Annotated in this window: 18 protein-coding genes, 1 other RNA gene and 1 pseudogene; 9 read left to right on the top strand and 11 right to left on the bottom strand. The window is 46.1% G+C overall.

The genetic code is table 11. From position 1 onward, the window contains the following. Nucleotides 1-260 precede the first annotated feature (260 nt). Nucleotides 261-1,619, bottom strand: a complete 1,359-nt coding sequence (locus RLO19_RS04450; RefSeq protein ID WP_446354197.1) for an alanine/glycine:cation symporter family protein — start codon at nucleotides 1,617-1,619, stop codon at nucleotides 261-263. A gap of 591 nt (nucleotides 1,620-2,210) precedes the next feature. On the opposite strand from RLO19_RS04450, the gene RLO19_RS04445 reads away from it, so the two are divergent. Next, nucleotides 2,211-3,257 (top strand): hypothetical protein, encoded by a 1,047-nt coding sequence (locus RLO19_RS04445; protein ID WP_446354195.1) that lies wholly within the window; start codon nucleotides 2,211-2,213, stop codon nucleotides 3,255-3,257. A gap of 74 nt (nucleotides 3,258-3,331) precedes the next feature. Here the strand turns inward: RLO19_RS04445 and RLO19_RS04440 are convergent, their stop codons facing one another. Further along, nucleotides 3,332-3,580, bottom strand: coding sequence for a hypothetical protein (locus RLO19_RS04440; RefSeq protein WP_446354193.1), 249 nt, complete (start codon nucleotides 3,578-3,580; stop codon nucleotides 3,332-3,334). A 174-nt stretch (nucleotides 3,581-3,754) separates the two neighbouring features. After that, entirely contained in the window at nucleotides 3,755-4,108 is a 354-nt protein-coding gene (locus tag RLO19_RS04435) for a hypothetical protein (RefSeq protein ID WP_446354191.1), read from the bottom strand. Between the two features lie 613 nt (nucleotides 4,109-4,721). On the opposite strand from RLO19_RS04435, the gene RLO19_RS04430 reads away from it, so the two are divergent. Both RLO19_RS04430 and RLO19_RS04425 read left to right on the top strand, forming a co-directional pair. Continuing rightward, nucleotides 4,722-5,177 carry a hypothetical protein gene (locus RLO19_RS04430; RefSeq protein WP_446354189.1) on the top strand — a complete coding sequence of 152 codons (456 nt, stop codon included), beginning with the start codon at nucleotides 4,722-4,724 and terminating at the stop codon, nucleotides 5,175-5,177. A 331-nt stretch (nucleotides 5,178-5,508) separates the two neighbouring features. Further along, a complete protein-coding gene (locus RLO19_RS04425) occupies nucleotides 5,509-6,501 on the top strand; it encodes a PEP-CTERM sorting domain-containing protein (RefSeq protein ID WP_446354187.1) in 993 nt (330 codons plus the stop codon). Between the two features lie 259 nt (nucleotides 6,502-6,760). Here RLO19_RS04425 and RLO19_RS04420 read toward each other — a convergent pair whose 3' ends face one another. Together RLO19_RS04420 and RLO19_RS04415 are read right to left on the bottom strand one after the other, a co-directional pair. Next, the gene (locus RLO19_RS04420) at nucleotides 6,761-8,812 is read right to left on the bottom strand and encodes an LAGLIDADG family homing endonuclease (protein WP_446354214.1); all 2,052 of its coding nucleotides are present in this window, start codon (nucleotides 8,810-8,812) and stop codon (nucleotides 6,761-6,763) included. 21 nt (nucleotides 8,813-8,833) lie between these two features. Further along, nucleotides 8,834-11,644: pseudogene (locus tag RLO19_RS04415) on the bottom strand (ATP-binding protein); the annotation flags it as partial. A gap of 183 nt (nucleotides 11,645-11,827) precedes the next feature. Here RLO19_RS04415 and miaA point away from each other — a divergent pair. The 3 genes from miaA (at nucleotide 11,828) to glcD (ending at nucleotide 15,391) form a co-directional block, all read left to right on the top strand. Next, nucleotides 11,828-12,757, top strand: a complete 930-nt coding sequence (miaA, locus tag RLO19_RS04410) for a tRNA (adenosine(37)-N6)-dimethylallyltransferase MiaA (RefSeq protein ID WP_446354185.1) — start codon at nucleotides 11,828-11,830, stop codon at nucleotides 12,755-12,757. A gap of 298 nt (nucleotides 12,758-13,055) precedes the next feature. After that, nucleotides 13,056-13,739 carry a carbonic anhydrase gene (locus tag RLO19_RS04405; RefSeq protein ID WP_446354183.1) on the top strand — a complete coding sequence of 228 codons (684 nt, stop codon included), beginning with the start codon at nucleotides 13,056-13,058 and terminating at the stop codon, nucleotides 13,737-13,739. 179 nt (nucleotides 13,740-13,918) lie between these two features. Further along, nucleotides 13,919-15,391 (top strand): glycolate oxidase subunit GlcD, encoded by a 1,473-nt coding sequence (gene glcD, locus RLO19_RS04400; protein WP_446354181.1) that lies wholly within the window; start codon nucleotides 13,919-13,921, stop codon nucleotides 15,389-15,391. A gap of 130 nt (nucleotides 15,392-15,521) precedes the next feature. Here glcD and RLO19_RS04395 read toward each other — a convergent pair whose 3' ends face one another. The 3 genes from RLO19_RS04395 to ssrA form a co-directional block, all read right to left on the bottom strand. Continuing rightward, nucleotides 15,522-17,183, bottom strand: a complete 1,662-nt coding sequence (locus RLO19_RS04395; RefSeq protein WP_446354179.1) for an adenylate/guanylate cyclase domain-containing protein — start codon at nucleotides 17,181-17,183, stop codon at nucleotides 15,522-15,524. A 475-nt stretch (nucleotides 17,184-17,658) separates the two neighbouring features. Continuing rightward, the gene (locus tag RLO19_RS04390; protein ID WP_446354177.1) at nucleotides 17,659-18,792 is read right to left on the bottom strand and encodes a helix-turn-helix domain-containing protein; all 1,134 of its coding nucleotides are present in this window, start codon (nucleotides 18,790-18,792) and stop codon (nucleotides 17,659-17,661) included. A 269-nt stretch (nucleotides 18,793-19,061) separates the two neighbouring features. Further along, nucleotides 19,062-19,452, bottom strand: a transfer-messenger RNA (tmRNA) gene (gene ssrA / locus RLO19_RS04385). A 306-nt stretch (nucleotides 19,453-19,758) separates the two neighbouring features. On the opposite strand from ssrA, the gene RLO19_RS04380 reads away from it, so the two are divergent. Continuing rightward, nucleotides 19,759-21,021 (top strand): RNA-guided endonuclease InsQ/TnpB family protein, encoded by a 1,263-nt coding sequence (locus RLO19_RS04380; protein WP_446354175.1) that lies wholly within the window; start codon nucleotides 19,759-19,761, stop codon nucleotides 21,019-21,021. A 58-nt stretch (nucleotides 21,022-21,079) separates the two neighbouring features. After that, nucleotides 21,080-21,418, top strand: a complete 339-nt coding sequence (locus RLO19_RS04375) for a P-II family nitrogen regulator (RefSeq protein ID WP_446354173.1) — start codon at nucleotides 21,080-21,082, stop codon at nucleotides 21,416-21,418. A 48-nt stretch (nucleotides 21,419-21,466) separates the two neighbouring features. On the opposite strand, the gene rdgB is transcribed toward RLO19_RS04375, so the two are convergent. The 3 genes from rdgB to RLO19_RS04360 all read right to left on the bottom strand — a co-directional run bounded on the left by rdgB (nucleotide 21,467) and on the right by RLO19_RS04360 (nucleotide 23,959). After that, the gene (rdgB, locus tag RLO19_RS04370) at nucleotides 21,467-22,039 is read right to left on the bottom strand and encodes an RdgB/HAM1 family non-canonical purine NTP pyrophosphatase (protein WP_446354171.1); all 573 of its coding nucleotides are present in this window, start codon (nucleotides 22,037-22,039) and stop codon (nucleotides 21,467-21,469) included. A gap of 3 nt (nucleotides 22,040-22,042) precedes the next feature. After that, nucleotides 22,043-23,467 carry a phosphoglucomutase/phosphomannomutase family protein gene (locus tag RLO19_RS04365; protein WP_446354170.1) on the bottom strand — a complete coding sequence of 475 codons (1,425 nt, stop codon included), beginning with the start codon at nucleotides 23,465-23,467 and terminating at the stop codon, nucleotides 22,043-22,045. A 165-nt stretch (nucleotides 23,468-23,632) separates the two neighbouring features. Continuing rightward, nucleotides 23,633-23,959, bottom strand: coding sequence for a hypothetical protein (locus tag RLO19_RS04360; RefSeq protein WP_446354169.1), 327 nt, complete (start codon nucleotides 23,957-23,959; stop codon nucleotides 23,633-23,635). A 425-nt stretch (nucleotides 23,960-24,384) separates the two neighbouring features. On the opposite strand from RLO19_RS04360, the gene psbO reads away from it, so the two are divergent. After that, complete coding sequence (psbO, locus tag RLO19_RS04355; RefSeq protein ID WP_446354167.1) at nucleotides 24,385-25,221, top strand: photosystem II manganese-stabilizing polypeptide; 837 nt, start codon at nucleotides 24,385-24,387, stop codon at nucleotides 25,219-25,221. The last annotated feature ends 514 nt before the right edge of the window (nucleotides 25,222-25,735 follow it).

Genomic DNA, 25,735 nt, shown 5'->3' with positions numbered 1-25,735 from the left:
GGGATGGCGCGGGAGAACACCTGTCATGAAGATAGATCAACTTTCTGGGAAAGACGCTATCTGAAAGCGGGAGAAATTATTAAAGTCCACCGGAGGTAAATAGTATCCGGAGCAGGGGGAGCAGGGGGAGCAGGGGGAGCAGGGGGAGCAGGGGGAGCAGGGGGAGCAGGGGGAGCCATAGTACATTTTCCCTACAACAAAACCCGCCCTTATTTTTAAGACCAATGAACAATGAACAATGAACAATGAAAAATCAACACTTATTGCGCTGTAACTAATCCTTTATTTAATTGCCGCATATATTTATCTAAATCTCCTGCCACTTTACCGGATAAAAAATAAGCGCCAAGTAAATTGGGAAAAGACATGGCGATTAACATGCCATCGCTAAAATTAATTACGACACCAGAACTTAAAACGGCACCAGTAAAAACCGCCAATATAAACAACATCTTATAGATGATTAAATTGTTCTGCCCAAACAAATAATCCCAACAGCGTTCGCCGTAATAACTCCAGGAAATCATCGTCGAGAAGGCAAAAAAGAAAATCGCGATCGCGAGCATCAGGGGAAACCAGGAAATCGCTGTACCAAAGGCGACTGAGGTGACTTCCGCGCCACTGAGTTGATTAAATTCGGGATTGCGATAGACGCCTGTAATCACAATCACTAACGCCGTCATATTGCAAATCACTACTGTATCAATAAACGGTTCTAAGAGAGCCACAATCCCCTCCCGCACAGGTTCTTGGGTTCTGGCGGCGGAATGTGCGATCGCGGCTGAACCTACCCCCGCTTCATTAGAAAACGCTGAACGCCGTAATCCCTGAATCATCACGCCAAATACTCCCCCTTCCACCGCCTCTGGAGATAATGCGCCGTTGACAATCGTCAGTATCGCCGCCGGAATTTCCATAAAATTCGTGATCAAAATCCACAGCGCCGCTACAAAGTAAATCACACACATCGCCGGGACAATTGCACCCGCCACCATCCCAATCCGTTTAATCCCACCAATAATCACCATTCCCACTAAACTAACCAGAATCAAGCCATAAAGCCAACTGCGCCCCACAAACCAGGGTACAACTATAGTTATCGCTGCATAAGATTGGTTCGCCTGAAACATACTCGCGCCCCCGAAGGCGCCACCAATGCCGAGAATGGAGAAGATAACCGCTAATACCTTCCCCAGGTTCTGATGTCCCATTTCCGCCAAACCTGCTGACAAATAGTACATTGGACCCCCAGCCACGGTACCATCGGGTTTAATTACGCGATATTTCTGCCCTAGGGTACATTCAACAAACTTACTCGTCATCCCAAACAGTCCCCCCAGCGTCATCCACACCGCCGCACCGGGACCCCCTAAACTGATTGCGATCGCGACTCCAGCAATGTTACCCAATCCCACAGTAGCCGAAAGCGCCGTTGCCAGGGCTTGAAAATGAGACACTTCCCCGGCTTCCGTCGGATCATCATACTTTCCCCGTAACACCTCAATGGCGTGCCAAAAACCCCGGATGTTAATAAATTTCATCCGCAGGGTGAAGAAAATCGCACCGCTAACCAGCCAAAGGACACTGAAAGAGAAAACACTTAGGGTCAAAAACTGCACTGTGGTCTGCTCACTCAGGATACAATGATATGTCCTTCTTAGTGTGACAGCGCATCTTCCCTTCTTCAACTGCTTTGCATTCTATGGTTGATTATCGGGGGAACCGGGTGCGGGAATATTCCAGAGGTGTCATAGTACATCTGTAGGGGCGGGTTTTACGATTATCGTTTCTTTGCCTCACCCTAATGTGACTAAACCCGCCCCGATTCGGTGAGATGGAAAGAAGTGAAGTACCCCAACAAGATCCGCTGAAGCTTAAAAGCAATAGGGCGGTTGAAACCGCAACTACACAAACGAAACCCGCCTTCGCGGGTTAATTAAAATTTTAATTTTCCTTAGTCCGCGCAGGCGGACTTGGTTTGTATAGCCGCGATTTCCAATCGCTAGGACAAGGGTCTGTGGCGTTAATGACAGTTCCTTGAATAGTTATCGCTTCTGTTTAAATCCCACCTAACCCACCCTACGTTTTTTAGATCTAATGATTTCCCTCTGACCTTTTTTTTGAGACAAAGGGGTTTTTATTTTATCCATTTTGTTATAACATAAGCATAAATTACAAATTACATAACACCACACAAAAAAAAGAACCCAATGAAACCTCTACTGTCTCAATTCGACACCCGCCATACCGATGAAACAACCGACCAGCAAGCGCTAGAGGAATTTGGTATTACTCAACTCCTCTCCCACCTCAAGCACTACGGCGACATTGACTTCGATGCGTCGCAAATGCACCTAACGGATGCTGAAGTCAACGCGATCGCGAAGCTATTTATCCAGCAGTTAACCGAAAGCCTCAACGGTAAACTCATCGCGGGTGCGTTAAATACCCTGCGCCATGGTGAGGAGATAGAGAGTAAAGACGTAGCCTGCTACGTCTCTACATTCTCAGTCGGGGCGGGTTTAGTCACATCTGAGGAAAAAAGAAACAATAATCATCAAACCCGCCCCTACACACAATTCAACACTCAAGACTCAACGCTCAACAGGTTTCCCACCCCTCGCTACACAGAAGGCGATCGCGTCCAATGGAAAACCGCTAATCCCGACTGGGGCGTGATTCTGGGACGTTTCTGTGAATACAACCACCATCACCGTCAGTGGATGGTTTACTACCTGATTCAACTTGCCCCTGATTCTCCCAGTGCAGGTTGGGTAACCACGGATACGGCTTCTGAAGCGGATTTGGTAACAATACCCGATCCCATTCAATCAACAGAAGATAATGGCAACCCCTACCTTTATCCAACCCATTCTCGACATGGGATAGCACAGCGCTGCTGCGAAGCGCAGAACGCACCCCCATCTCTGCATTGCCCGACTGGACGCTATGATGCCCAACGGCGACACAATCCCCGCCCGATCACCCAGCGTGAAAAATACATCATTGACCTCTACAGTTACTGTGAATTAGCGATGACGCCAAAGCAGTTTTATTCCAAATGGGATGTAACTTATGAACAACTTTCTCATATTTGTTCCCGTTCCCTGGGGACAGTGCAGTGTTGGTTCAACCGAGGTCAAGGGTATCATCCACCTCAACCCGTTGACTTGCGCCATCTGGCAATCATGGATTTTTTATTAGAACATTTTGAAGAAATCCCCCAATCCCTAATTAACCTGCTGTGTTCTTCTTAAGAACCATCTGTAGGGACACGACATGTCGTGCCCCTACCATACGCAGGCTCTGGGGCTAAAAACCCAACCCCTACCTATGCCGCGTATAACTCCATCTGACTCCCTAAAATCTGCTGGATCTTCTGGTGTAACTCGGCTTGGGTATGATAGTGAATGGTTTCCAAAGACGCCAGTAACCGTTGCTTATCACACAAGGGTAACATCGCCATCAACTCATCCGCCTCTTGTAGCATACGCTCTTGGGCTTCTGGAATCAGGTTTATCCAATTCGATAACAACAAGTTACGCTCTATAATCGTTAGTTTCCACTGATATTCAGGCATCCTGACCGGCTCCTCTATTCCTTCGTTTTCCTTTGTTCAAGATTTACAGGTGTGGATCAGGATGCTTTTGATTTAACTCACAACTCCCTCATCTTCCGGACTTCGTCCCACTTGGCGAACATCTTCCTCGTCTCCTATAACGGGTGTATAATCCCACTCTTTCTGGAATCAGGCTCATCCTCGGATAACCGATTTCCTCGCCCAATCTCTCGCATTTTCCATATAAATCAGTATCCTTTTCCAATACTTTCTCCAGTCTCCCTCTATCTTTAAGCAGTTTTTGACTGTCTCTAGGTAGAAAATAGTCGTGCGGCGTTCATCATTGTCAGGACATCGCTCCAAAATCAGATTGTAGAGCTGTTGCCAATGATGTTGCCAGTTACCCTGCTCCGGATGGAAAATTGCCTCAAATAAATTTCGCCAGAAAAACTCAATCGTGCCAATCTCCTTCAGATTTTCTGGCGTTGGTTTATCCCAGCCAGTATGGCGAGCGCGTAAATCACTAATCGGCGGCATATGTCCGCTCATAGATAACAAGGGGGGCTAAAATCACTGCTGCATATTGTACCCGTACCCAGAGATAATGGGATGGTGGATGGCAATAGGGCAAGGGATAGGGGAAGCAGGGTCAAAAGTCGTCTAACTCGCCCAACTAAAAAGAGCGCGGCTAGGATAATCAAGCCCAAAAGCGCCAGAGGAACCCAGAGATTCGTCAGCTCGATCATTTGGTCTGGTTTTGCCGTTGGTTACGGGAATTGATCCATGAATGATCTCTAAAGAAACTATAAACTAAATTTTATGATGAGGACAAAGAATGACCTATCCCGACCTAGTGACATGGCTGCGAGAACGCACCGCCTTGAGCATTCTCTCCGATAAAATTTTACAGGCGATCGCGCCACGACTGGAAGCGTGAGTGGTGAATGCCCAGGAGTGTCTCGTCATCGAAGATACTTCTGTAGAGTATCTCTCCATTTCTGGAGAGCATATTAATACCATAAATTAATTTATTTGTCAAAACAATGGCGATAGTTTTTCGGGAATAAACCTTAAGTAGGGTAACTAGCGAAACCTCTATTTCCCTGGTTTTCCTGGGGGATTGGGGAGAAGTTATCTATTTATTCTTTATTCTGGAATCGCCATGAAGCATAGTGACTGGTTGCGCTTAACTACAGAAGGTGAACGTCTTTGTTCACTTCTCAGACAGCAGGGCTACCAATGTCAAAAACAACCTCGCCGTCTGGCTTGGAAAGTCACCAAAGGAGAGGATTCTCATACATTGACCTATTTACCCGCACCTGTGGCAAGTTGGACAGTTTTACCCAATCAGGAAACTCCAGCCCGAAAACAACTGATGTTATTGGTACATAATGCTCTCAAACAGGAACGGTTAGACACCCTGATCAGTAAGCCGGACCTTCAAGAACCCTTAGACTTAACCCGCCCTTGGGTGATCATCCGCTTGTTGAATGATGCTCGTCGCTGTACGGTAGCCCGATTTTACAACCGTCAAGATGCCGAAGATCACCAACGTGTACTCAGTCGCTTTATGCGTGGGGCTGAATTTGAGGTGATTTTTGACCCTTATGAGGAGTGATGTCAGTTGAGCGATCGCCACTCATCTGGTGATCGTCAGTTTTGCTGATCCCCCTAGGCAATGGGGCAATTTCAGCACCGCTTCAGGGGGCGCGATCTCTTTTTTGAACTGAGTATCTTCATCAAATCTTCATCAAAATTGGGGAACTTTTTATGAAAACTTTATAAAAAATACGAAAATAAACTTATCGTTAATCTTCATGAAAACTTTATCAACTAGAATGGTAATTTTCATAGAAGCTTTACCCAAATGTTTCCGGATAAAAATATGATAAAAAAAAGACTTAATAAGTTAATCACTTCCACACTTCAAACAGCTACACCCGGAAACAATGAACAAGAATCTAAAGAAAATTGCCGTTGCCAGCGCCAGTACAGTTTTAGGTGTCACCGCAGCCCTCAGCCTCTCTATCCCCGCTCAAGCGGCTTTGATTGGTCCGGCTGAAGGTTTTAATGTTTTCGCCTTTGATGATATAGACCTTTACAATGTGGATGCTCACGGTAGGATAGCCGTTGGTGGCGATGCGAAACTGACTAATTTCGGGACGGCGAGCGAGTTACCGGCTAACGGTGCAGGTGACACCCTAGTGGTTGGCGGCGACTTAAACTATACCAATGGTCAAGTATACGTCGGTGATGTGGTGGTGGGTGGTAATGTTATTAGCGCACCCAGCATCCCCAATGGTACGTTAAAATCAGGAACTCCCATCAACTTTGCTCAGGCTGAGCAATTCTATAAAAATTATTCGGCTCAATTAGGGAATTTAACGACCAACGGTACAGTCCAGAATAATTTTGGCACACTCAACCTCAGTGGTTCTAGTTCAGGTCTAAACGTTTTTGAACTGGATGCATCCGTTTTCGCCTCGGCAAATGGTTTGAATATTTCGTTTAATCCGAACTCAACGGTGTTGGTTAATGTAACCGGTAACCCATTCAATCTCACGAGTGGTTTTCAAATGAATCTCAATGGTAATCCCAACGGTGCTGGTGCTAACCGGGTTTTATTCAACTTTGTTGATGCAACGCAGTTAAAATCGACAGGTTTTTCTTGGCAAGGCAGCGTTTTGGCTCCTTTGGCTGAGTACAATGAGTTCTCGAATGGTCATATTAATGGGCAAATGATTGCTCGATCAATTACGGGAAATGGAGAATACCACATCATTGCTCCGAATAATGGAGGAAGTTCGGTAGTATTTGACGGAAACTTGCCTGATCCGGAATCTGTTCCCGAACCGCTCACCATTCTAGGTTCCGGTATGGCGTTGGGATTCGGTGCGTTCTTTAAACGCCAACAGTCTAAAAAGCAGAAGAATGCCAATTAATTGGTTTGATTATCAGGGTGTGTCGGGGTAAGTTATATATATCTGTGTCAACTCAAGACTGAAACCCTTACCCAAGAAGAGATCCCCCCTAGCCCCCATCCCCCCTAGCCCCCATCCCCCCTAGCCCCCCTTTGAAAGGGGGGGAAAAGGGGGGGAAAAGGGGGGAAAAAGGGGGGGGAAAGGGGGAGACCAAAGGATGCGGGAGCTTTTTGTTCCATGGGGGATGGGAGGGGGATCTAAACCTTGCTAAGAAAGGTAGTTAAATATCCAGATCCGCTAAATCGAGTCGGGCGCCATAGGTTTCAATGAATTCCCGGCGAGGTGCAACCCGATCGCCCATGAGAACGGTAAAGATGCGATCAGCTTCCGCTGCATCTTCGATCTCCACCCGCTTCATCGTCCGCGTTTCTGGGTTCATCGTGGTATCCCAGAGTTGTTGTGGCATCATTTCACCCAACCCTTTAAACCGTTGGATGGTGTAATTAGCGTTAGCGGGGAACTCATTTTGAACTAAGTTGGTGAGTTCGCGATCGCTATAACAGTAGTAATGATTGCGTCCACGTTCTACTTTATACAATGGCGGACAGGCAATATGGATATACCCCTGATCCACCAGCGCCCGTTGATAGCGGTAGAAAAAGGTAAGTAACAGAGTACGGATATGGGCGCCATCTACATCAGCGTCCGTATTATGACAGCCAATACCACCCGTACCACAAATAAAGTTTTCGTCACCCTCCACTGAGAAATCATACACATAGTCACCCACCAGTTCAATTTCATGACTAGCAACCACTTTCAAACCCATCAAATCATCGCTAATTGGCAGATAATCCTGCGCCTTGCGCGTGGGTTTGGCTAAATGGGTGGCTAACTTGTGGGCTAAAGGATGTCGTTGCCAAATTGGATGACATTGTTCAAGTTGTGCCTTACCACCAATGGTAATCGTGTAATAGGCGTGTCGGGTTTGAATGGAAGCATCCGCCGCCGTTGATGGCTGATGTTTTGTGGTACTGGCAATTAAACCCAATTGTCCCAACAAATAAAGCAATCCATCCTTGAGTGTTCCTGAATTGGTGGTGAATGAGAGGTGTTTACCGCCAGTGGTGCCATCACCCAGGAAATAACCCTCCAGAAATGCGAATTGAAGATCTTCGCTCAAGCTAAATACGATATCGGGTAACGGTTTCTCGTGAGCGCATTTGGCTAAACCCCAAGCTTGCAGTAACCGTGCCGCAGCAACACTATTGAAGTAGAGTTTAATCCCTTCACTGTCTGGATCGTGATAGCATCGGGGTGTTTCACCAAAGACAGATTCAATTGCCGTGATCAGTTCCGGAATAAACGGTTCATCCTTTTTACCTAAATTCAGGCTCACCTGATGCTGACTCAGGCTTCCTTCCGCCACATACCACCCCAAGAACCACATTAATTCTGGCGTAATCGGCAAATAGCGGTTAAATGCCTTATTGCTATGCGCCTGGGGTACAAGTTGCACCTCGTCACCAAGCTGCGCTAGTTCACTCGGCGTAAAGTAGTCAAAGGGTTTATAGTTACTCACCTCACGCCAACGGGCATTTTTACTCGTATCATCTTGGGCTAAACACTCGTCCAACTTCGAGGGCAACGTCTCATAACTCACATTATCATTTCCGCCAATCGCATCCAGATAATTGAGGAAATCCGGTAACGTGGGGCGATTAATCCCCCGTTCCCAGTGACTAATCGTAATCGGCTGCTTCACGCCAACTGTCGTCGCCACCTGCTTCTGAGATATTTCTAACCCTTGACGTTGAGCAATTAACTGTTGCCATCCGGCTGAGTCTAATTTAACCCGTGGCTCATTCCATTGATCCTGTCGCGTCACCTTTGCCAGAACCCGTTGGCTGGCAATTTTTCGCACTGTTTCCCCTTGTAAATAGAGGGATTGAGTCAATCCAGCTCGATACAATGTTTTGAGCAAATCCACTCGTGTGGGAGTTTCGGTGGGGCGCGGTAAACGCCGACTCGCTACCAACCAATCACCAGGTTTCACTTCATTCCCTTTCTTCAGGCGAACCTCTCCATCCTCATAGACAAAGACACTATGGGAAGACGTTACCTTCACCGAGCGATTGTAGCGCGTGGTGATTTTGTACATCGGTTCCTCATGGCTGTGACGAATCACGGCTTTCAGAGGGCGGAAGCGGGTGGCGTGTGTCACCGGATCAAAGGAAATCACCCGATAACGTTCGGTGGTGCGACGCCCTTCGATGCAATCATCGATAAAACCACCAATGGAGACAAATTCCGTGCGTCCGGTATCATCCATGACAAGAGTGGGTTCATCTCCGGCGACACTCATAATTACGATGCGGTGGTAACGCAGATTAGAAGGGTCAAACTCCTCACCTTTGATACCCAAACCTAGTGCCGTAATCAGGGACTGAATTTCTGTGTTCTTGTAAATTTTGGCATCATCAGTTTTCTCGATGTTGAGAATTTTACCCCGCAGAGGTAGAATCGCTTGAAATTGGCGATCGCGTCCTTGTTTGGCACTATTGTGAACAAAAACGCCACTGGCTAGGGCAAAGTTATGGGTGTGGGGAACTTCAATATCGTAAACATCCACTCGTTTTTCTAGGCGTTCGATGGCAACAACCCGATGATTGTAGTTGGCAACAGCTTCGCGAGCGAGGGTTTCATCACCCTGGAAATAACGCTGACAGAACGTGTCAAATCGCAACATCGACTTATCACGAGTTTGGATGCGGTAGGCATTGTAGGCGTTAAGATCCAGTTGACCTTGCTCAATTTCAATTTGTTTTAGAGCTGCCAATGTTTTGCGATAGTAAGTTTGGTGCAATGTGGCTAAACGCTTGGTGCGAAATTCAGGTGTCCATTGCTCCTGTGTCTTTTCTCGCCGCCATTCCAGTAAAGTCTCATCTTGCCACTGTTGCTTGGCTCGCTGGGAATGAGATTCCCGTGCGTCAGGATTATTGGCAAAATAGTTATGAACCCGTTCAGCTTGAGCCAGACGATTGGCTTCATCACTCCAATAGTCTTGCTGTGCTTGGTTGAGTTGTTGGTGATTGGAACAGCGATAGCTTTCGTTGCTGTTATAGAACTCACGCCATTTAGCCGCCATGTAAGCTTTGTAGGTGTCCGAATCCCACTGGGCTTTTGCCTGTTCCGACAGAATTTGCCGCGTTTGGGGTTGCTGCATTCGTTGACTCATTTTGGCGCGGAACTCTTCGGTGCGACGAGTAGCCTGACATTTATCCACTACATCAGGGCGATGTAGGGTATGTTCTAAATGTTGACGATGCAGCTTCAAGTGTTCATCAGCCGCCAAACGCCGGATATTAGTGGGATTATTGTTGTGTTTGTTGAAATCAAGATGATGGCAGTGATCTCCATCCCCTAACTTATAGATACCCTGCCAGCGGTTATACCAATCAGCTAACAGGTGGGTAAAAAGCCAACTATGGGAGCGAGGATTCCATGTCAGCTCGTAACCGTCAATGGTAATCCCCGGTTCACTCTTGTCCGACAGTTTGCGATAAAGGGGCATTAGGGAATCTTCATGGGTGAGCAAGGCGGCGGCTTTGTAGCTGCCATCTCGCAACATAAAGGGGTGATGTGGTGTACAAATCAGTGTTTCCCCATTATCCAGTGTCACCTGAATCACTTGGGCATTCGCCTTTGTCATCCGAGGGTTGATAATCCGCTCTAACCCAATCGTTCCATCATGGCGAATGGTGTAGCAAAAATGCTCTTTCCCCATCGCCTGTTCCGCCACAATGTCTTTGAAGCTGAGAGAACGCCCATCGGCTAAAGCCACCAGCGTATCGCCATCAAAACAACCGCCTGCACTATCCCCCTCAACGATGAAGATTTCCGATTCAGAGGGATCTCTGGAACTGCAATCGGCTAACTTACCCGGTAGGGGAGACGACTCCAATACAGACTTACGCCGTACCAACTCCCGCGCCCGACGTGCGGCTTCTGCGGCTTTAAAGGCTTGGATGGCTTTCTCTAAAACAGAATCAGCCACTTGAGGGCGAAATTCCAGGTACTCCGTCAACACTTCGCCAACCAGGGAATCAACGATACCTCGGACTTCTGTATTCCCTAGTTTGGTTTTGGTTTGTCCTTCAAATTCAGGATCAGGGACTTTGACGGAAATGACGCCGGTTAATCCTTCGCGAACATTCTCGCCGCCGAGGTTAGCCTCACTGTCTTTAAGTTTATTCCGCTTACGTGCGATCGCGTTTAATGTCCGAGTCAGAACTGTCTTTAATCCCTCTAAGTGAGTCCCGCCATCAATCGTGCGGATATTGTTGGCAAATCCCAGTAGGTTATCGCTGTAAGCATCCACGCACCATTGCAGCGCCACTTCCACTTGCACATTATTCCGTTCACCCTGAACATAAATAATTTCTTGATGCAGGGGTTCCTTCTCCCGGTTCATATATGCTACATATTCCTGGATACCCCCCTCATAGTGGTAGCTGTCGATGCGTTCAGGAGAGATGCGGTGATCTGTAAACGTAATCCTCACGCCGCCATTCAAATAGGCGAGTTCTCGCAGCCGCCCTGCTACCGTAGAGTAGTCAAACTCGATCCCATTGCTAAAGATTTGCGTGTCCGGTTTGAATGTAACCGCTGTCCCCGTGCGATCTTCTTTACCGGGTTTGACAACCAAATCACCCATCGCAATACCGCGTTCGTAGCGCTGGGTATGAACCCGTTTCTCTCGCCAAACCGTAACTTCCACCCATTCTGAGAGGGCGTTGACGACAGAAACCCCAACCCCGTGCAATCCGCCCGACACTTTATAACCGCCGCCGCCAAACTTACCGCCGGCGTGCAGCACCGTCATGACTGTTTCCAATGCTGATTTGCCGGTCTTAGAATGAGTATCTGTGGGAATACCCCGTCCATCGTCGGTAACGCTAACGGAACCATCGGCGTTGAAGTCAACTTCGATATGAGTGCAATAGCCAGCCAGCGCCTCATCAATCGAATTGTCTACAACCTCGTAAACTAGATGATGGAGTCCCCGTGGACCGGTAGAACCGATGTACATTCCCGGACGCTTGCGTACCGCTTCGAGACCTTCCAATACTTGAATCTGATCGGCACTGTAGCTACTTGTCATATCAGGGCTTCTCCAGTAAACGCTTTGAGCGGTTTATATGCTTTAAAATGACAAAACACTCGAAAATTCTAACACAAAAGGGTTATAGGCGGCTACAGGCTAGTCTGAAGAGATATTTATAGAGGGGATAGACTGGACTTGGGGTTGGGCAGAGGAGCACAGGAAAAATTTAACGAATGACAAATGACAAATGACAAATATCCCCAACTCATTGTGATTGGTGGGGCGACGGCGACAGGGAAGTCGGGGCTGGCGTTAGAATTAGCGCAGCGATTAAATACCGTAATATTAAGCGCGGATTCCCGTCAAGTTTACCGGGAGTTTGATATTGGCACGGCTAAGCCTTCAGTAGCCGAACGACAGATAGTCCCCCATTACTTGATTGATATCTGCGCTCCCACTGAAACATTAACAGTAGCCGACTATCAGGAACAAGCCCAGGAGTTGATTGCGTCTCTCCCTTCGCCCCTATTACTGGTGGGGGGTACGGGTTTGTATATTAAAGCGATAGTCCGGGGATTAAAGATTCCCCGAGTTGCACCCAATGAAGACTTGCGATCGCAGCTTTCCATTTTAGGTCAAACTCAATGCTATGGGTTATTGCAACAAGTCGATCCCAGGGCGGCTGAGAAAATTCATCCCCATGATCAAGTGAGAACATTACGGGCATTAGAAGTATTTTACATCACCGGACGCCCCATATCCGAGCAGCAAGGGGAAAATCCGCCGAATTATCCCATTCTTCCAATCGGTTTGCAATGTCAAGACGCTGACGCCCTCACCCGCCGTATTGCCAAGCGCATCGAAATGATGGTGACAGCCGGATTAGTAGAAGAGGTGAAAACATTGGCGCATAAATATGGCTGGGATTTGCCGCTTTTGGATACATTAGGATATCGGGAAATGAAACAATATTTGATGGGTGAGATGTCTTTCTCCGAGGCAAAAGCGTTAACAGTTGTGCATACGCGACAATTTGCCAAGCGTCAGGGAACTTGGTTTCGAGCGTATCCAGACATTCAATGGTTTGATGCGGATAGTCCAGATTTAGTGGATAAAGTTTGGCAGCTTGTGCAGGAGTTTCTCTACAATGTATCAATTAACTTAAGCTAGGTTTGTAGTTGCGCTGTCTTCGCCATAAACCCTTGCATCGCCTACTATAAACCCTAAATAAGTGTGCCTTCACTATAGGTTTAATGAAAACCAAGAATGAAATAGTATCGGATTGCATCAAGGCTTGACGCGATCGCTAAAATTATTTAGTATCAATTGATACAAATTTGAGTCGAAATCGGCAAGAGATGCAAAAATCGAATCCTTTGATGATCATTACGGAAAAACATCCTACCCATACCTCTAACTTTCCCCTAAACTGTGATAGTGTTATCGCCCGATAAGGAATGATTGTCTGATGCGAAAGTTATTAAAAGGCGTCCATAACTTCCAAACCCACTACTTCACGAGCCACCGAGAACTCTTTGAACGCCTTTGTGAGGGACAACACCCCAGAATTCTGTTCATTACCTGTTCAGACTCCCGGATTGATCCGAATCTGATTACTCAAACTGAACCGGGAGAACTGTTTATTATTCGCAATGTGGGTAACATTATTCCACCTTATGGTGCCACGGCGGGTGGAGAAGGAGCGGCGATTGAATATGCGGTTGAAGCGTTAGGAGTTAAGCATATCATCGTTTGCGGTCACTCTCACTGTGGTGCGATGAAGGGACTCCTACAACTGGGAAATCTAACCGAGAAAATGCCTTTAGTACATGATTGGTTAAAATACGCGGAAGCGACACGCCGGATTATTCAGGAAAACTATCAAGATTCTGAAGGGGAAGACATATTGAATGCGACGATTGAAGAGAACGTTTTAACGCAGATTGAAAATCTGAAGACCTATCCCTCGATTCATGCCAAACTGTACCGGGGTCTGATTAATATTCATGCTTGGGTCTATAAAATTGAAACGGGTGGCGTTTATGTTTATAGCGCGGAACGATGCAATATCCAAGCTGAACATGAGGAGGAGGAGACTCAAGAATCCGAAAACTCCTATCTATCGCCTTTGCTTCAAACTAACCGCTTCTAAAACGGCGCAGGGCGAGAATTGTTAAGGTTAGGAGAGTTGGTCAAAATAAGGCTTGACTAATGAAGCAAGATATGCATGGTTGAAATAAAAGCCTTGATTCCCTGAAAATAGTAATTTATCAATCCCTTTTTAATGTTTGACGTTTAACTTTCCCCTAGCGGTACTCGTGAAATCTACCTATGTTGACCCAAGCCAAGCCCAAACGGAACTGGAAACCCATTATCAAGGAATTTGAGGCAGTTATTGGTAAAAACGGTGTGGTTCGCCGCAAGGAGGAATTACTCACCTACGAATGTGATGGATTACCCAGTTATCGCCAACGTCCGGCGTTGGTGGTACTTCCCCGCACCACTGAACAAGTTGCTGCTGCTGTTAAACTGTGCGATCGCTATAATATCCCTTGGGTGGCGCGAGGTGCAGGCACAGGCTTATCAGGTGGTGCTTTACCAGTGGAAGATTGCGTCTTAATCGTCACCGCATTAATGAAGCGTATCCTTGATATTGACCTCGATAATCAACGAATTGTTGTTCAACCTGGAGTCATCAACAACTGGGTTACCCAAGCCGTAAGTGGTGCAGGATTCTATTATGCCCCAGACCCCTCCAGTCAAATTATTTGCTCGATTGGGGGTAATGTTGCCGAAAACTCTGGCGGGGTTCATTGTCTCAAATATGGCGTAACCACAAACCATGTTTTAGGCTTAAAACTGGTGATTCCTGATGGGTCAATTGTGGATGTTGGTGGCACCATTCCCGAAATGCCAGGATATGATTTAACCGGGGTATTTGTTGGTTCAGAAGGCACCCTGGGAATTGCGACAGAAATTACACTGCGAATTCTCAAAACCCCAGAATCCATCTGTGTAGTTCTTGCTGATTTTACCAGTATAGAAGCTGCCGGTGCAGCCGTTGCCGATATTATTGGTGCGGGGATTATTCCAGGGGGAATGGAAATGATGGATAATCTCAGCATTAATGCGGTAGAAGATGTAGTCGCGACAGGGTGTTATCCCAGAGATGCGGGAGCAATTTTATTGGTGGAACTGGATGGGTTAGAGGTAGAAGTAAGCACCAACAAAAAGCGAGTGACTCAACTGTGTCAACAGAATGGAGCGCGAACCATTACCACAGCCAGTGACCCAGAAACGCGGTTAAAACTATGGAAAGGACGCAAAGCCGCATTTGCGGCGGCGGGACATCTGAGTCCCAATTATTTTGTCCAAGATGGGGTGATTCCTCGGACGCAGTTAGCGCAGGTACTTAAAGAAGTTGAAGCCTTAAGTGAAAAGTATGGTTATCGGATTGCCAATGTTTTTCATGCTGGGGATGGCAATTTGCATCCTCTGATTCTTTATGATGAATCGATTCCCGGTGCATTTGAGCAGGTAGAAAAATTAGGGGGAGAAATTCTGCGACTTTGTGTGAATGCTGGTGGGAGTATTTCGGGGGAACATGGGATTGGTGCAGATAAGAACTGTTTTATGCCCGATATGTTTAGTGAGGTGGATTTGGAGACTATGAAATGGATTAATCAGGTGTTTAATCCCAAAGGCTTGGCGAATCCGGGAAAGGTATTTCCTACCCCTCGCACCTGTGGGGAAGCCGCCAATGCTCAAAAGTCAGCCCAGTTTAAGGATGTGGAACGGTTTTAATGCTTGTAGTAAGTTTGTAGTAAGCGCTTTAGCGCTATAAACGCTCCACGTTGTGTGCCTGGGAACCCGTTTATCGGGATATATGGAACGAAATTTCTATAGAATATTCCTTCTTCCAGAAGGGAGAGTGTCAAAGTCCTTTAACTGCGGTCACTAGATCAAAATTCTCACACAGTACGTCCGTTGCGTTATATTGTTCCCACAAAACCCGATAGAGATGTAAAGGCGAAGTCTTACCCTTCACCCAAACAGGTGGTATTTTTTCTAGGGGAATACTCGGATCACCCAGCTTCTCAAATGTACTTTGAGCCATTAAAATTTCCCCGGCTTGAGCCACGTCACAAATTCGACTGCTCATATTTGTCGTATCACCAATCGTGGCATATTGAATTAGATTTTTAGAACCGATATTTCCAGCCGCAACCGTACCAGTATTCAAACCAATGTGAATCTGAATGGCTCGTCGGTTTTCTCGAATCCATTTTTGATTTAAACGGGAAACCGCCCATTGCATTTCAATCGCTGCCTGTACCGCTAAATCCACATCATTGGGTTGGCGATAAGGTGCGCCCCAAATGGCTAAAATTCCATCACCGATATACTTTTCTAAGGTTCCTTCGTAAGGGAAAACAATCTCTTCAACAATGATCTGAAAATACTCATTCAGCATTTCCACCACTTGATGCGGTTCCATTTCCGCCGACATTTGCGTATAGTTGCTAATATCGGCAAACAAGGCAGTTACTTCCGTCTCTACCGTGGCTAAATTTCCTTCTTCCCGTAACTTGCGACTCACCGATTGGGGAAAGAATCGTTCTAACTTTGCCCGCATCACTTCCTGTTCCTGCATCTTCTTATAGAGGCGGGAATTTTCGATCGCGATCGCGGCTTGGTTCGCCAGACAGGTTAAAAACTCCAAATCCTCATCGGAGTAGATATCCGTCATTGACAAATTATCCACATACAATACCCCGATCACCTCATTTGCAGGTTTAAGTGGAACACACATTGCCGCATGAATCCCTTGTTTAACAATAGATATTGAATCGTTAAATAAGGTGTCTTTACGAGCATCGTCTGTGAGAATTGCATTCCCCTGATTGCAGACAAAATTAGTAATTTTACTACTGTAAAAATTATCTTCAGCCGGAATCCCGGAGCGCCAGTTTACGGCTTTTTGTTCCAGAATACCACTGGTTTCATTTACCATCAAAATTGTGGCGCGGTCAATATGCATGATTTCAAACAGCAAATCGACGATTTTTTGCAGCAATTTATTGGGTTCTTCGGGAGAAGACAGTTGTTTACTGACTTCCAGTAAAATTTGCAGTTTATCAACGGTTCGTTGATGAGCATCCCGTTGCCTCAGTTTAATAATAGAGTTTTCTGACTTATCGGGTTGCAATAAGTCAGTAATTGTAATTCGCGTTTTTTCTGGGGAAACTTGCTTAATAATTGAAATTTCAGTATCGGTGTCTGATGATCCAGTTTCTTCTACCTTAGGGATTTGCTCGACAAATTTGAAGGATACATCTCCTAAACGAATAGAATCTCCATCCTGAAGTTTACATTGCTCCACTTTAAACTCATTGACGAATGTACCATTGAGACTATTGAGATCCCGAAGTATCACACCGTCAGGGGAGAGCAAAATCTGAGCATGGTAGCGGGAAAGATAGCTATGGTCAACCACAATACTGTTATCCTCTTCCCGCCCAATTGTATTCGCTCCCAAACTTAATGGATAAATTTGCTCGTGCAATATATCACAAGTACAGATTAAGTAAGTCACGTTTTTAAAAGGGTAAGATTGCTGAAAATTGTTAAGGAAACACTATGTAGTTCAGTTAAATTGCCATGATCAACTCATGTTCTTTCTGTTTCCGGAAATCTCAGGAATTTCCCGGTTCAGTTTGAACCTTTAGGTGACAATATTTGCGCCCCAAAAACCGTTCGGCGTTGAGTTTATTTGCCTCAACTAAACCAGCATAATTTGGCACTTAGTGCTTATCTAAGTGGTATGAGAACGGGTTTCCGGAGGATCGCGCTTCCAAGGGGCTTGTGATTCGGTATTGAATTACAAGGTAAGCTCTTAGTAGCCGAGTCTTATTTAATGTTTCTATCTCACTATTCTGACTACAGGGCTTCTGTCAGATAGATATGTGTTAGGAGTTGGTGAGGAATTGGCAAAGAGTCTATAAAGCTTCCCCATCTTTCAGACGTTCCACGCCTTACATCTCTACAATCTTCTCTATTCTGGAGTCTTCCTAAACCGGAAATGCCTCAGGGGGAGCAATATCGGCTCCTGCTTTTACACCGATTTTGCTTGATTTAATCCCAGGCTTATGGGTAGATTTGGTATTTTCAGCTTGCGGAGAAATAGAGTTTTGACCAGAAGGAACAGGTTCAGGTTCCGTGGTGTTTTGTGGTGCAGATTGTTGGTTCGACATCCAGTTGAGTCCTCCCACCGCTCCTGCAATCAATGTGGCGTAACCTAGATATAAATGAACAGATTTAAGATGAAACCCTGTAGCTGATGGGTCTTTATACCAGGAAGGAACCACAGACTTGACCGGATCAGTTTCTGGCAAAGACAAGGCTAATGCTACACCATCTAACCCTAGAGCATAACCAAGCCGACGAATGAAACCACGAATATAAATATCCTCTGGTAGCTGAGCTAGATGTCCCGTTTCTAATGCTTCAATTTGATGAATGGGTACTAAGGTTTGGCGATGTAGTTGCTGAAGGCTCAAAGAGCGGGATTTACGCGCTCGTCGCAGTTGGTGACCGATTTGTAACAACACCTCTTCCCGCTCTAGGGTAAGCTTTTGCTCGGCTAATTTTGCTTTGGTGAGTTTCTTGCGCGATTTAGTTTCTCCAATCTCTCTATTCACTAAACTGGGCGATAGATTTGTCTCAACAGGATGGGACATTGTTTCTCCAGAACCCATGGGACATTCCGTCTCTTCGGTTTGGGGAATCTCCAACTCCTGTTCTTCTGTCGGTTGATTCATTTCTGCAGAAGCCACAGGAGCCACAGGAACAACCTTATACTGTCTCGCAAATTCTTGAAACGTCAACCTTACGGCTTCTCGCCCAACCGCCTTGACTAGAATATGGGCGTTACTTGATGCTTCTCCTAACATCGTCTGTAACCCAGCCATTGTGCGGCGGTAAACTTCACTATCGATCAATTCTGCCTCAATCTGATTCAGAATAGACCGCAATCCTTCTTGAGAAAGTTCAATGGTTGAGCTATCAATAAAACCATTACCATACGTAGGTCGCATTACCATAACTTGCTCTTGCTCGTGGTTGTTTACATATTTTAAGGATGAGGTACTCCAGAGTAAGGGATTTGGTTGGATAGGATTAATTCCCTTCTCGTGGGCGGTCAAATCCTAGCATCCTTACCTCCAACATCATTATTGAATGAACACCAAAGCCTGAGTTTGGAGTTCATTCATCTGACCGCAACAATTGGCGAGTGAATTGACAAAGGCTGGAAGTCGTTTGATTACCTTTTTCTGTCATCAAGGCATTCATCCGGATAATCTGAATGATGAATTGTAAATAATGAAAAAATAATCGACCCATGGCAAATATAAAAACCCCTTCATGCTAGATGAAGGGGTTTTATTGCATCTGAAAATTGAATTGGGATGGAAAGTGGAGCCTACGGGAATTGAACCCGTGTCCGCATTGGCTATTTACCTATCGATCATTCACAGGCTTAGCCCTTCTAATCCTCAGAGCGGGAACCATCCATTATCCCGGATGGTGGGATGCTTTGGTTGAGTTCTTTGCTAGCCAGCCGACCAAAGACAGCTAACCAGCGCATCCGTTGGGGTTGTGTTCTTAGCCCTTAACGGAGTCAGACTAAGAACGCTCGAACCTATAAGAGGTGTTTAAGCGGCTACAGGAGCTGCCTTACGAGCAAAAGGAACGATGTTGTTCGCAGTTACTTTTTTTTGAGTCCAGTATTTACGAGAGAAGACTCACTCTCGACCTGTATCACGGGTTGGCTTTGACCAACACGTCGAAACCATTAAGGCCCCTTGTGATATATTTCTCATTTTAATCAAAAGTTTGGCGATCGACCACTGTAGCCTGAGAATTGGGGAAGTGCGAGAGTTTTGACCCTTGACGACTGAAGGCATAGTTTGTCGGGGCGGGTTTCACTACAACTCAACCTGCCCTGAGCGAGTGTTGACCGTCTGGGAATTGGCGATTGGCGACGGGCAATGCATACGACACTGCAAACAACTGTATTCAATGTTACAAAAACTTCATTGATGGGAGTGTAATACTAAATCGCGATTATCTCCGGAACCTCAATGAAGTAAGCCGGAGCTGGATAGAAGATGCTAACACGTCGAGTGACTTTCAGACTTTATCCAAATAACTCCCAATGCGACAAACTCCATTGGACAAGAAAAATGCACTGTGACCTATACAATGCGGCTATTGCAAACCGTAGGACACAGTACAAACACTTTGGTCATTCTGTTGATTATTTTGAACAACAGAACTGTTTGCCTGAGTTTAAAAAAGTTTGGGTTGAGTATGCAGAATTAGGTTCTCAGACGTTACAAGCTACATTAAAACGTGTCGATATAGCCTATCAACGTTTTTTTAAGGGTTTGGGTAAATATCCCAAATTTAAAGCCAAACGACGATATGCAGGTTGGACATATCCTAATAAACAAAGTTGGCGGGTCTCCTCAAATGGCAAAAATGGTCATCTAGAGCTGAGAGACTTGGGAGAGAAAATTTATACCCGAGGTAAAGCCAGGACATGGGGAATTCCAACAACCTGTACAATTTTCTTTAGGAATGGTAAATGGTATGCATCAATAACTGTACAATGTGAACCAACTCGTCAAACGGGTACAGGTTCTATTGGAATAGATTTGGGTTGTAAAGACGCGATAACTCTTTCGACTGGTGAGAAAATTCCTAAACCAGACTTTATTAAGGAGGGACATAAAAAGGTCAAGGTGGCTTCAAAGCGTTTGAGACGCAAGAGAACCCCTAACAGGAACAAGAAAGTTAAAGCCTCAAGACGCTGGAAAAAGGAATGGAAGAGAGTTTCTCAACTCCAACGGAAAGTCACCCGACAGCGGCAAGATTGGCTGCACAAGACAACCAGCGATATAGTCAGCAGTAATAGCCTAATCGCTGGTGAACAGCTAAATGTCAAAAAAATGACAGGCAAAGCCAAGAAGGGTAAACGAAAACTACAGAAAGCTGGATTAAATCGGTCTATCCTTGACGTTGGTTTTGGTATGATTGGAGACTTGTTAAGCTATAAAGCGGCTGAAGCTAATGGCTTCTATGTCGAGTCACCAACACAGAAACTCAAACCTACTCAGCGATGTGCTAAGTGCTGGGAACTGACTCCCAAGACCTTAGCAGATAGAGTTCATGTTTGCTCTAATCCCGACTGTAATCATGTTGAGGATAGAGACGTAAATGCTGCTCAAGTCAACGAGATTTGGGCAAGGGGGCAGGAACTGTCCTCTTTAGACGCCGAGTCGCCTAGCTCTACTGCATACGGAAGTATGAAGCAGCCATCGGCGAAGAAACGTCAGAAACAGCGACTTCAACGAAGTAAGTCGCCGTAGTTCATCGTGTCATGCTGGTCTGGTACATATAAAGAAACGTAAGTGAGGAGCTAGAATCTTGAAAAAGGTAGAAGCGATTATTCGACCCTTTAAGCTCGATGAAGTTAAAATCGCCTTGGTCAACGCTGGAATTGTAGGGATGACGGTTTCAGAAGTTCGAGGATTTGGACGCCAAAAAGGTCAAACCGAGCGTTATCGAGGTTCTGAATACACCGTTGAGTTCCTACAAAAGCTCAAGGTGGAGATTGTCGTCGAAGATGCCCAAGTCAATATGGTAGTAGACAAAGTTATTGCTGCTGCTCGCACGGGTGAAATTGGCGACGGGAAAATCTTCATCAGTCCCGTCGAGGAAATTGTCCGGATCAGGACAGGTGAACGGAATCTGGAAGCTGTTTAACCTAACTTATGAATTATGGATTAAAAATTAAGTTTTCTAATTCATAATTCATAAAAGTTGGTTGAACTGGGGGAGGAGTAATTTAAAGGCTTTACCACGGTGGCTGTAGCGTCGCTTCAGTTGTGGAGTCATTTGGGCAAACGTCAATCCCTGTTCTGGCACATAAAAAATCGGATCATAGCCAAAGCCACCTGTACCCAGGGGAGCCTTGAGAATTTCACCTCGACACACGCCCTCCACTTCTGTTGCGATTGTGCCATTAGGACGAGCCATCGCGATCGCACAAACAAATTGCGCCCCCCGATGAGACGTATCTCCCAGTTCAGACAGCAACCGCTCAATCCGTTCAGCATCCGTTTTCCCATAACGTGCTGAATAAATACCAGGCGCTCCGTTTAAAGCATCCACTTCCAAGCCAGAATCATCTGCGATCGACCATTGACCTGTCGCTTGGGCTACCCCTAACGCCTTAAGACGAGCATTAGCCACAAAGGAATCGCCAGTTTCCTCAATCTCAATTTCCGGTGGCTTAAGCTGCAATTCCCATGGCAAATCATCGAGATATGCCTGCATCTCCCGTAATTTACCTGGATTTCCAGTGGCAACAATTAGTTTGGTCATTTGTCATTTTGCCCAATCTTTTGCCCAACTGAGGGTTTGGCGAACTTGTTCTGGAGTCGAGGCTTCACAGTAAAGGCGTAAAACAGGTTCGGTGCCACTGAACCGAATCAGTAACCAGCTACCATTAGCTAAGCGGAATTTATACCCGTCGATTGTCTGACAATCAACAACTGCTTGACCATTAATCTCAGTAGGAGGTTGGGTTTGCAGTTGGTTAAGTAGGCGCGATCGCTCTTCCATACCTGCTAGATGTAAATCAATGCGATCATAAACTGAGGTATAGCCTGTTTGCTCTTGTAAGCCTTGGTAAAGTTGGCTTAAATCCATATTCGATTCCGCGATCGCTTCCAATAGATACAGGGCGGAGAGTAAAGCATCCCGTTCTGGGATATGAGTCCCATAACCAATTCCACCCGATTCTTCACCACCTAGCAAGACTTGGGTAGAGAGCATGCGATCGGCGATATATTTGTAACCAATGGGGGTTTCGTAGAGGGGCAATTGATAAAGCTGGGCAACTTTGGGAATTAGATCCGAACCACTAATCGTTTTTACCACTTCCCCCGTCCATTGCCGCCGAGATGCTAGATGTTCAATCAGAATCGGGATGAGAATTTGAGAACTCAGGAAATTGCCTTGTCCATCCACCGCCGCGATGCGATCGCTATCTCCGTCAAAGACTAATCCTACCCGTAAATCTGCCTCTGCTTGCCGTCGGTGGGTACGGATGCTGCGGAAGAGTTGAGAAAGGTAACGGGGTAAAGGTTCAGGCGCACCGCCACCAAATAAGGGATCACGGGAGCTATTGAGTTCCTGGATCGGTACATTCAAAATTTTGCTCAAGCCTCCTGCTGCTGCGCCGTGCATGACATCGGCAAAGACAGTTAATTTGCCTTGAGTAATCAGGTTCTGAATACTAGCCAAATTCACCTTTGAGCGCAGAGCATCACAATAACTTGACCAGGGATCGAAGAATTGAATTTTACCTGGTGTTTGCGCTGAGGCTGGTTGTTGAGCAAGTTGGGCTTCAATTTTTTGGGTAATTTCTGGCGGAACTGATCCACCAAATGCCCCCTTCACTTTTAATCCCAGGTAACTGGCTGGGTTATGGCTAGCCGTTAGAACCAAAGCACCTAGAGCATTCTGATGATTTGCTGCCCAGCTAAATGCTGGGGTTGGCGCGTAACCCCGAGAAAGCAACACATCAAATCCTAAGGATTGGACAACCTCCGCCGTCTTTTTAGCAAAAGTTTCCGCCATAAAGCGCCGATCATAACCGACAACCACGGTACGGCTACCGCTGGTTTTGCCATAAATATCAGCGAGGATTTGAGTAGCGGCTGTCGCGACTAACGCTACACGCTCAAAGGTAAAATCGGCGGCGATCACACCTCGCCAGCCGTCTGTGCCAAACTTAATTTCATCCATACTCACTGCTCAAGAATAAGAAGATTTGATAAGATAAACTGCTAAGACTGACGGCTGGATCTTAGCACCTGTTGCGCCAACTGTCTTGTTGAAACAACATCATTTAGTCCCTCCTCCTTGCCATAGTTCCACCAGAAGTCTCTACGACCCCCGCACCCCCGCAGCTTAAGCATTTTCTTTGGATTCATCCTCAGAAAACGCTTCCGGAAAATTCGTCAGCAGCGATCGCAGCTTCATCCGCGCCACATAGGGCCAGCCACCTAATTCTTCAATATCTTTGAGCAGCGCATACAGAGTTTGCCGATTGTCGGGTAACGAGTCCTGAAATAGGCTATCTCGAATCTCCCGGTGCGCCTCTTCCAGCGTCCGCAGCAGAGCTAGCAGTGTTAATGTGTCCCCTTGGTGGCTATTGGCTAACGCCCAAATCTCCGTCTTTAGAGCTGGCAATTTGACCTGTAGCGTCTGGGTATCTAACTCATTACTCAAATTCATCCTACCCCTGTCAATCTTAGTTGTTTCTTGCCACCCGCTTGATTGAAAGCGTAAAAGTGTCGCTTCCCGTGTACAATGAAGCGAGAAAAGCTAAGGTTCACGCTTTCGGCATCATGTAGGAAACACGGCTTAAGTGAGCCATCGTTCAATCTACTTTCGCGATCGCCGATAACCAGCGTGTGACCAAAACTATACCACGGTGTCAACTCCCCAAAGCAACCCTAGGGGTATAAATTAGGCTGGCACAAACAAGCCTGATGTTGACCATAAGTTGAGCATAGTTGAGGTTTTATCTGAATCGGCGAGAAGACTCTCACTATAATCTTTAGATCAGCGTGAGGGAGGATGTCATGAACCACAGCCTGATTCACGAATCACCATAAAAAATTTTTTCTTTCTTTAGAGATTGACGATTGAGGTTGACCATGAGGTATCGTGCATTTATTGTTGCCTTTTTGGCATTGTGTCTGGGGGTTTTAACGGCTTGTTCAGATGCAGCAACAGCGACTAGTCCTGATCAATTGACCTACGACCAAATTAGAAATACAGGCTTAGCGAATCTATGTCCCCAACTCTCGGAAACAACTCGTGGTTCTATTCCCATTGAGTCTGGTAAGTCCTATCGAATTGTCGAACTGTGCTTACAGCCAACTAGCTTCTTTGTCAAGGAAGAACCGACGAATAAGCGCAGAGAGGTAGAATATATCCCTGGTAAATTACTGACTAGGGCTACCTCTAGCCTCGATCAAGTAGAAGGTGCATTAAAGCAAGCAGAAAATGGCAGCCTTGTCTTTATGGAAGAGGATGGCATTGACTTTCAAGCCATCACAGTACAGTTACCTGGGGGCGAACAAGTTCCTTTCATGTTCACGATTAAAAGTTTGGTTGCCACAACTGAGCCCAACATGACTAGCGTGAATACGTCTACGGACTTTGAAGGGGAGTTTAAGGTTCCGTCTTACCGGGGTTCTGTGTTCCTCGATCCTAAAGGTCGTGGCGTCGCCTCTGGCTATGATAATGCGGTAGCGCTGCCTTCCAAAGCGGATGAAGAGGAATTCGTTCGGGCTAACGTTAAGCGCGTAGAGACCCGATCAGGTGAGATGTCTCTCCAAGTTTCTAAGGTTGATAGCTTCACCGGTGAAATTGCTGGAACCTTTGAGAGCGAACAGACTGCTGATACTGACCTTGGTGCTGAAGAAGAACCTGAAGAAGTCCTGATTCGAGGGATTTTTTACGGTCGCGTTGAAGCTGAAGAGGCTTAACGGTTAGTGCTTCGGTACTAAACGGTCTTTTATCTAGTAATTAGGGGCATGGCTATAGTCGTGTCCCTTTTTACGAAGGCAGAGGAGATGGGACATCAGGGATCAAAGGTGCACAAGGGTTTCGGGGGTTTCAGGTGCAGATTTCCTGTTCCCTGTTCCCTTAAAAACATGAAGAAAGTTTAAGCAAATTTACAACTCTTAACCTTAACTGGATTTTGCACTCACACAAGACCTTGGTAGACTCAATATGCACCTCTAATATCAGCGTGGGTTGAGTCACCCCCCCAGTTGCCACCTGAATCGCGAGGGGCTACCTCTTCAACGAAGTAAGAGGTAGGGGGATAGCGGAAAATACGAAGGGTCAATCCCTGAGGTATTTTCAATCCCTGTCCCACTAGGTCGTATAATTTAGCTATGAAACAAGTTCTCACGATAGTTGTAAAACTCCAACCAACGCCTGAACAAGTTGCCTTCTTAGAGGTAACCCTTCAGGCGTTTGCGGATGCTTGTAACT

This window comes from Coleofasciculus sp. G2-EDA-02, assembly GCF_040226375.1.
Classification (GTDB): Bacteria; Cyanobacteriota; Cyanobacteriia; order Cyanobacteriales; family Coleofasciculaceae; genus Coleofasciculus.
Note: the sequence above shows the minus strand (reverse complement) of the source record. Positions and strands in the feature narration are given on the sequence as shown.

Bases quoted from the DNA above. Each gene is read 5' to 3' on its own strand.
- RLO19_RS04440 (WP_446354193.1), bottom strand. From the start codon at position 3,580: ATGCCTGAATATCAGTGGAAACTAACGATTATAGAGCGTAACTTGTTG.
- RLO19_RS04380 (WP_446354175.1), top strand. From the start codon at position 19,759: ATGCTAACACGTCGAGTGACTTTCAGACTTTATCCAAATAACTCCCAA.
- RLO19_RS04420 (WP_446354214.1), bottom strand. From the start codon at position 8,812: ATGGATGATACCGGACGCACGGAATTTGTCTCCATTGGTGGTTTTATC.
- RLO19_RS04365 (WP_446354170.1), bottom strand. From the start codon at position 23,467: ATGGATGAAATTAAGTTTGGCACAGACGGCTGGCGAGGTGTGATCGCC.
- rdgB (WP_446354171.1), bottom strand. From the start codon at position 22,039: ATGACCAAACTAATTGTTGCCACTGGAAATCCAGGTAAATTACGGGAG.
- RLO19_RS04435 (WP_446354191.1), bottom strand. From the start codon at position 4,108: ATGAGCGGACATATGCCGCCGATTAGTGATTTACGCGCTCGCCATACT.
- RLO19_RS04360 (WP_446354169.1), bottom strand. From the start codon at position 23,959: ATGAATTTGAGTAATGAGTTAGATACCCAGACGCTACAGGTCAAATTG.
- RLO19_RS04430 (WP_446354189.1), top strand. From the start codon at position 4,722: ATGAAGCATAGTGACTGGTTGCGCTTAACTACAGAAGGTGAACGTCTT.
- miaA (WP_446354185.1), top strand. From the start codon at position 11,828: ATGACAAATGACAAATATCCCCAACTCATTGTGATTGGTGGGGCGACG.
- glcD (WP_446354181.1), top strand. From the start codon at position 13,919: ATGTTGACCCAAGCCAAGCCCAAACGGAACTGGAAACCCATTATCAAG.
- RLO19_RS04405 (WP_446354183.1), top strand. From the start codon at position 13,056: ATGCGAAAGTTATTAAAAGGCGTCCATAACTTCCAAACCCACTACTTC.
- RLO19_RS04445 (WP_446354195.1), top strand. From the start codon at position 2,211: ATGAAACCTCTACTGTCTCAATTCGACACCCGCCATACCGATGAAACA.
- RLO19_RS04425 (WP_446354187.1), top strand. From the start codon at position 5,509: ATGAACAAGAATCTAAAGAAAATTGCCGTTGCCAGCGCCAGTACAGTT.
- psbO (WP_446354167.1), top strand. From the start codon at position 24,385: ATGAGGTATCGTGCATTTATTGTTGCCTTTTTGGCATTGTGTCTGGGG.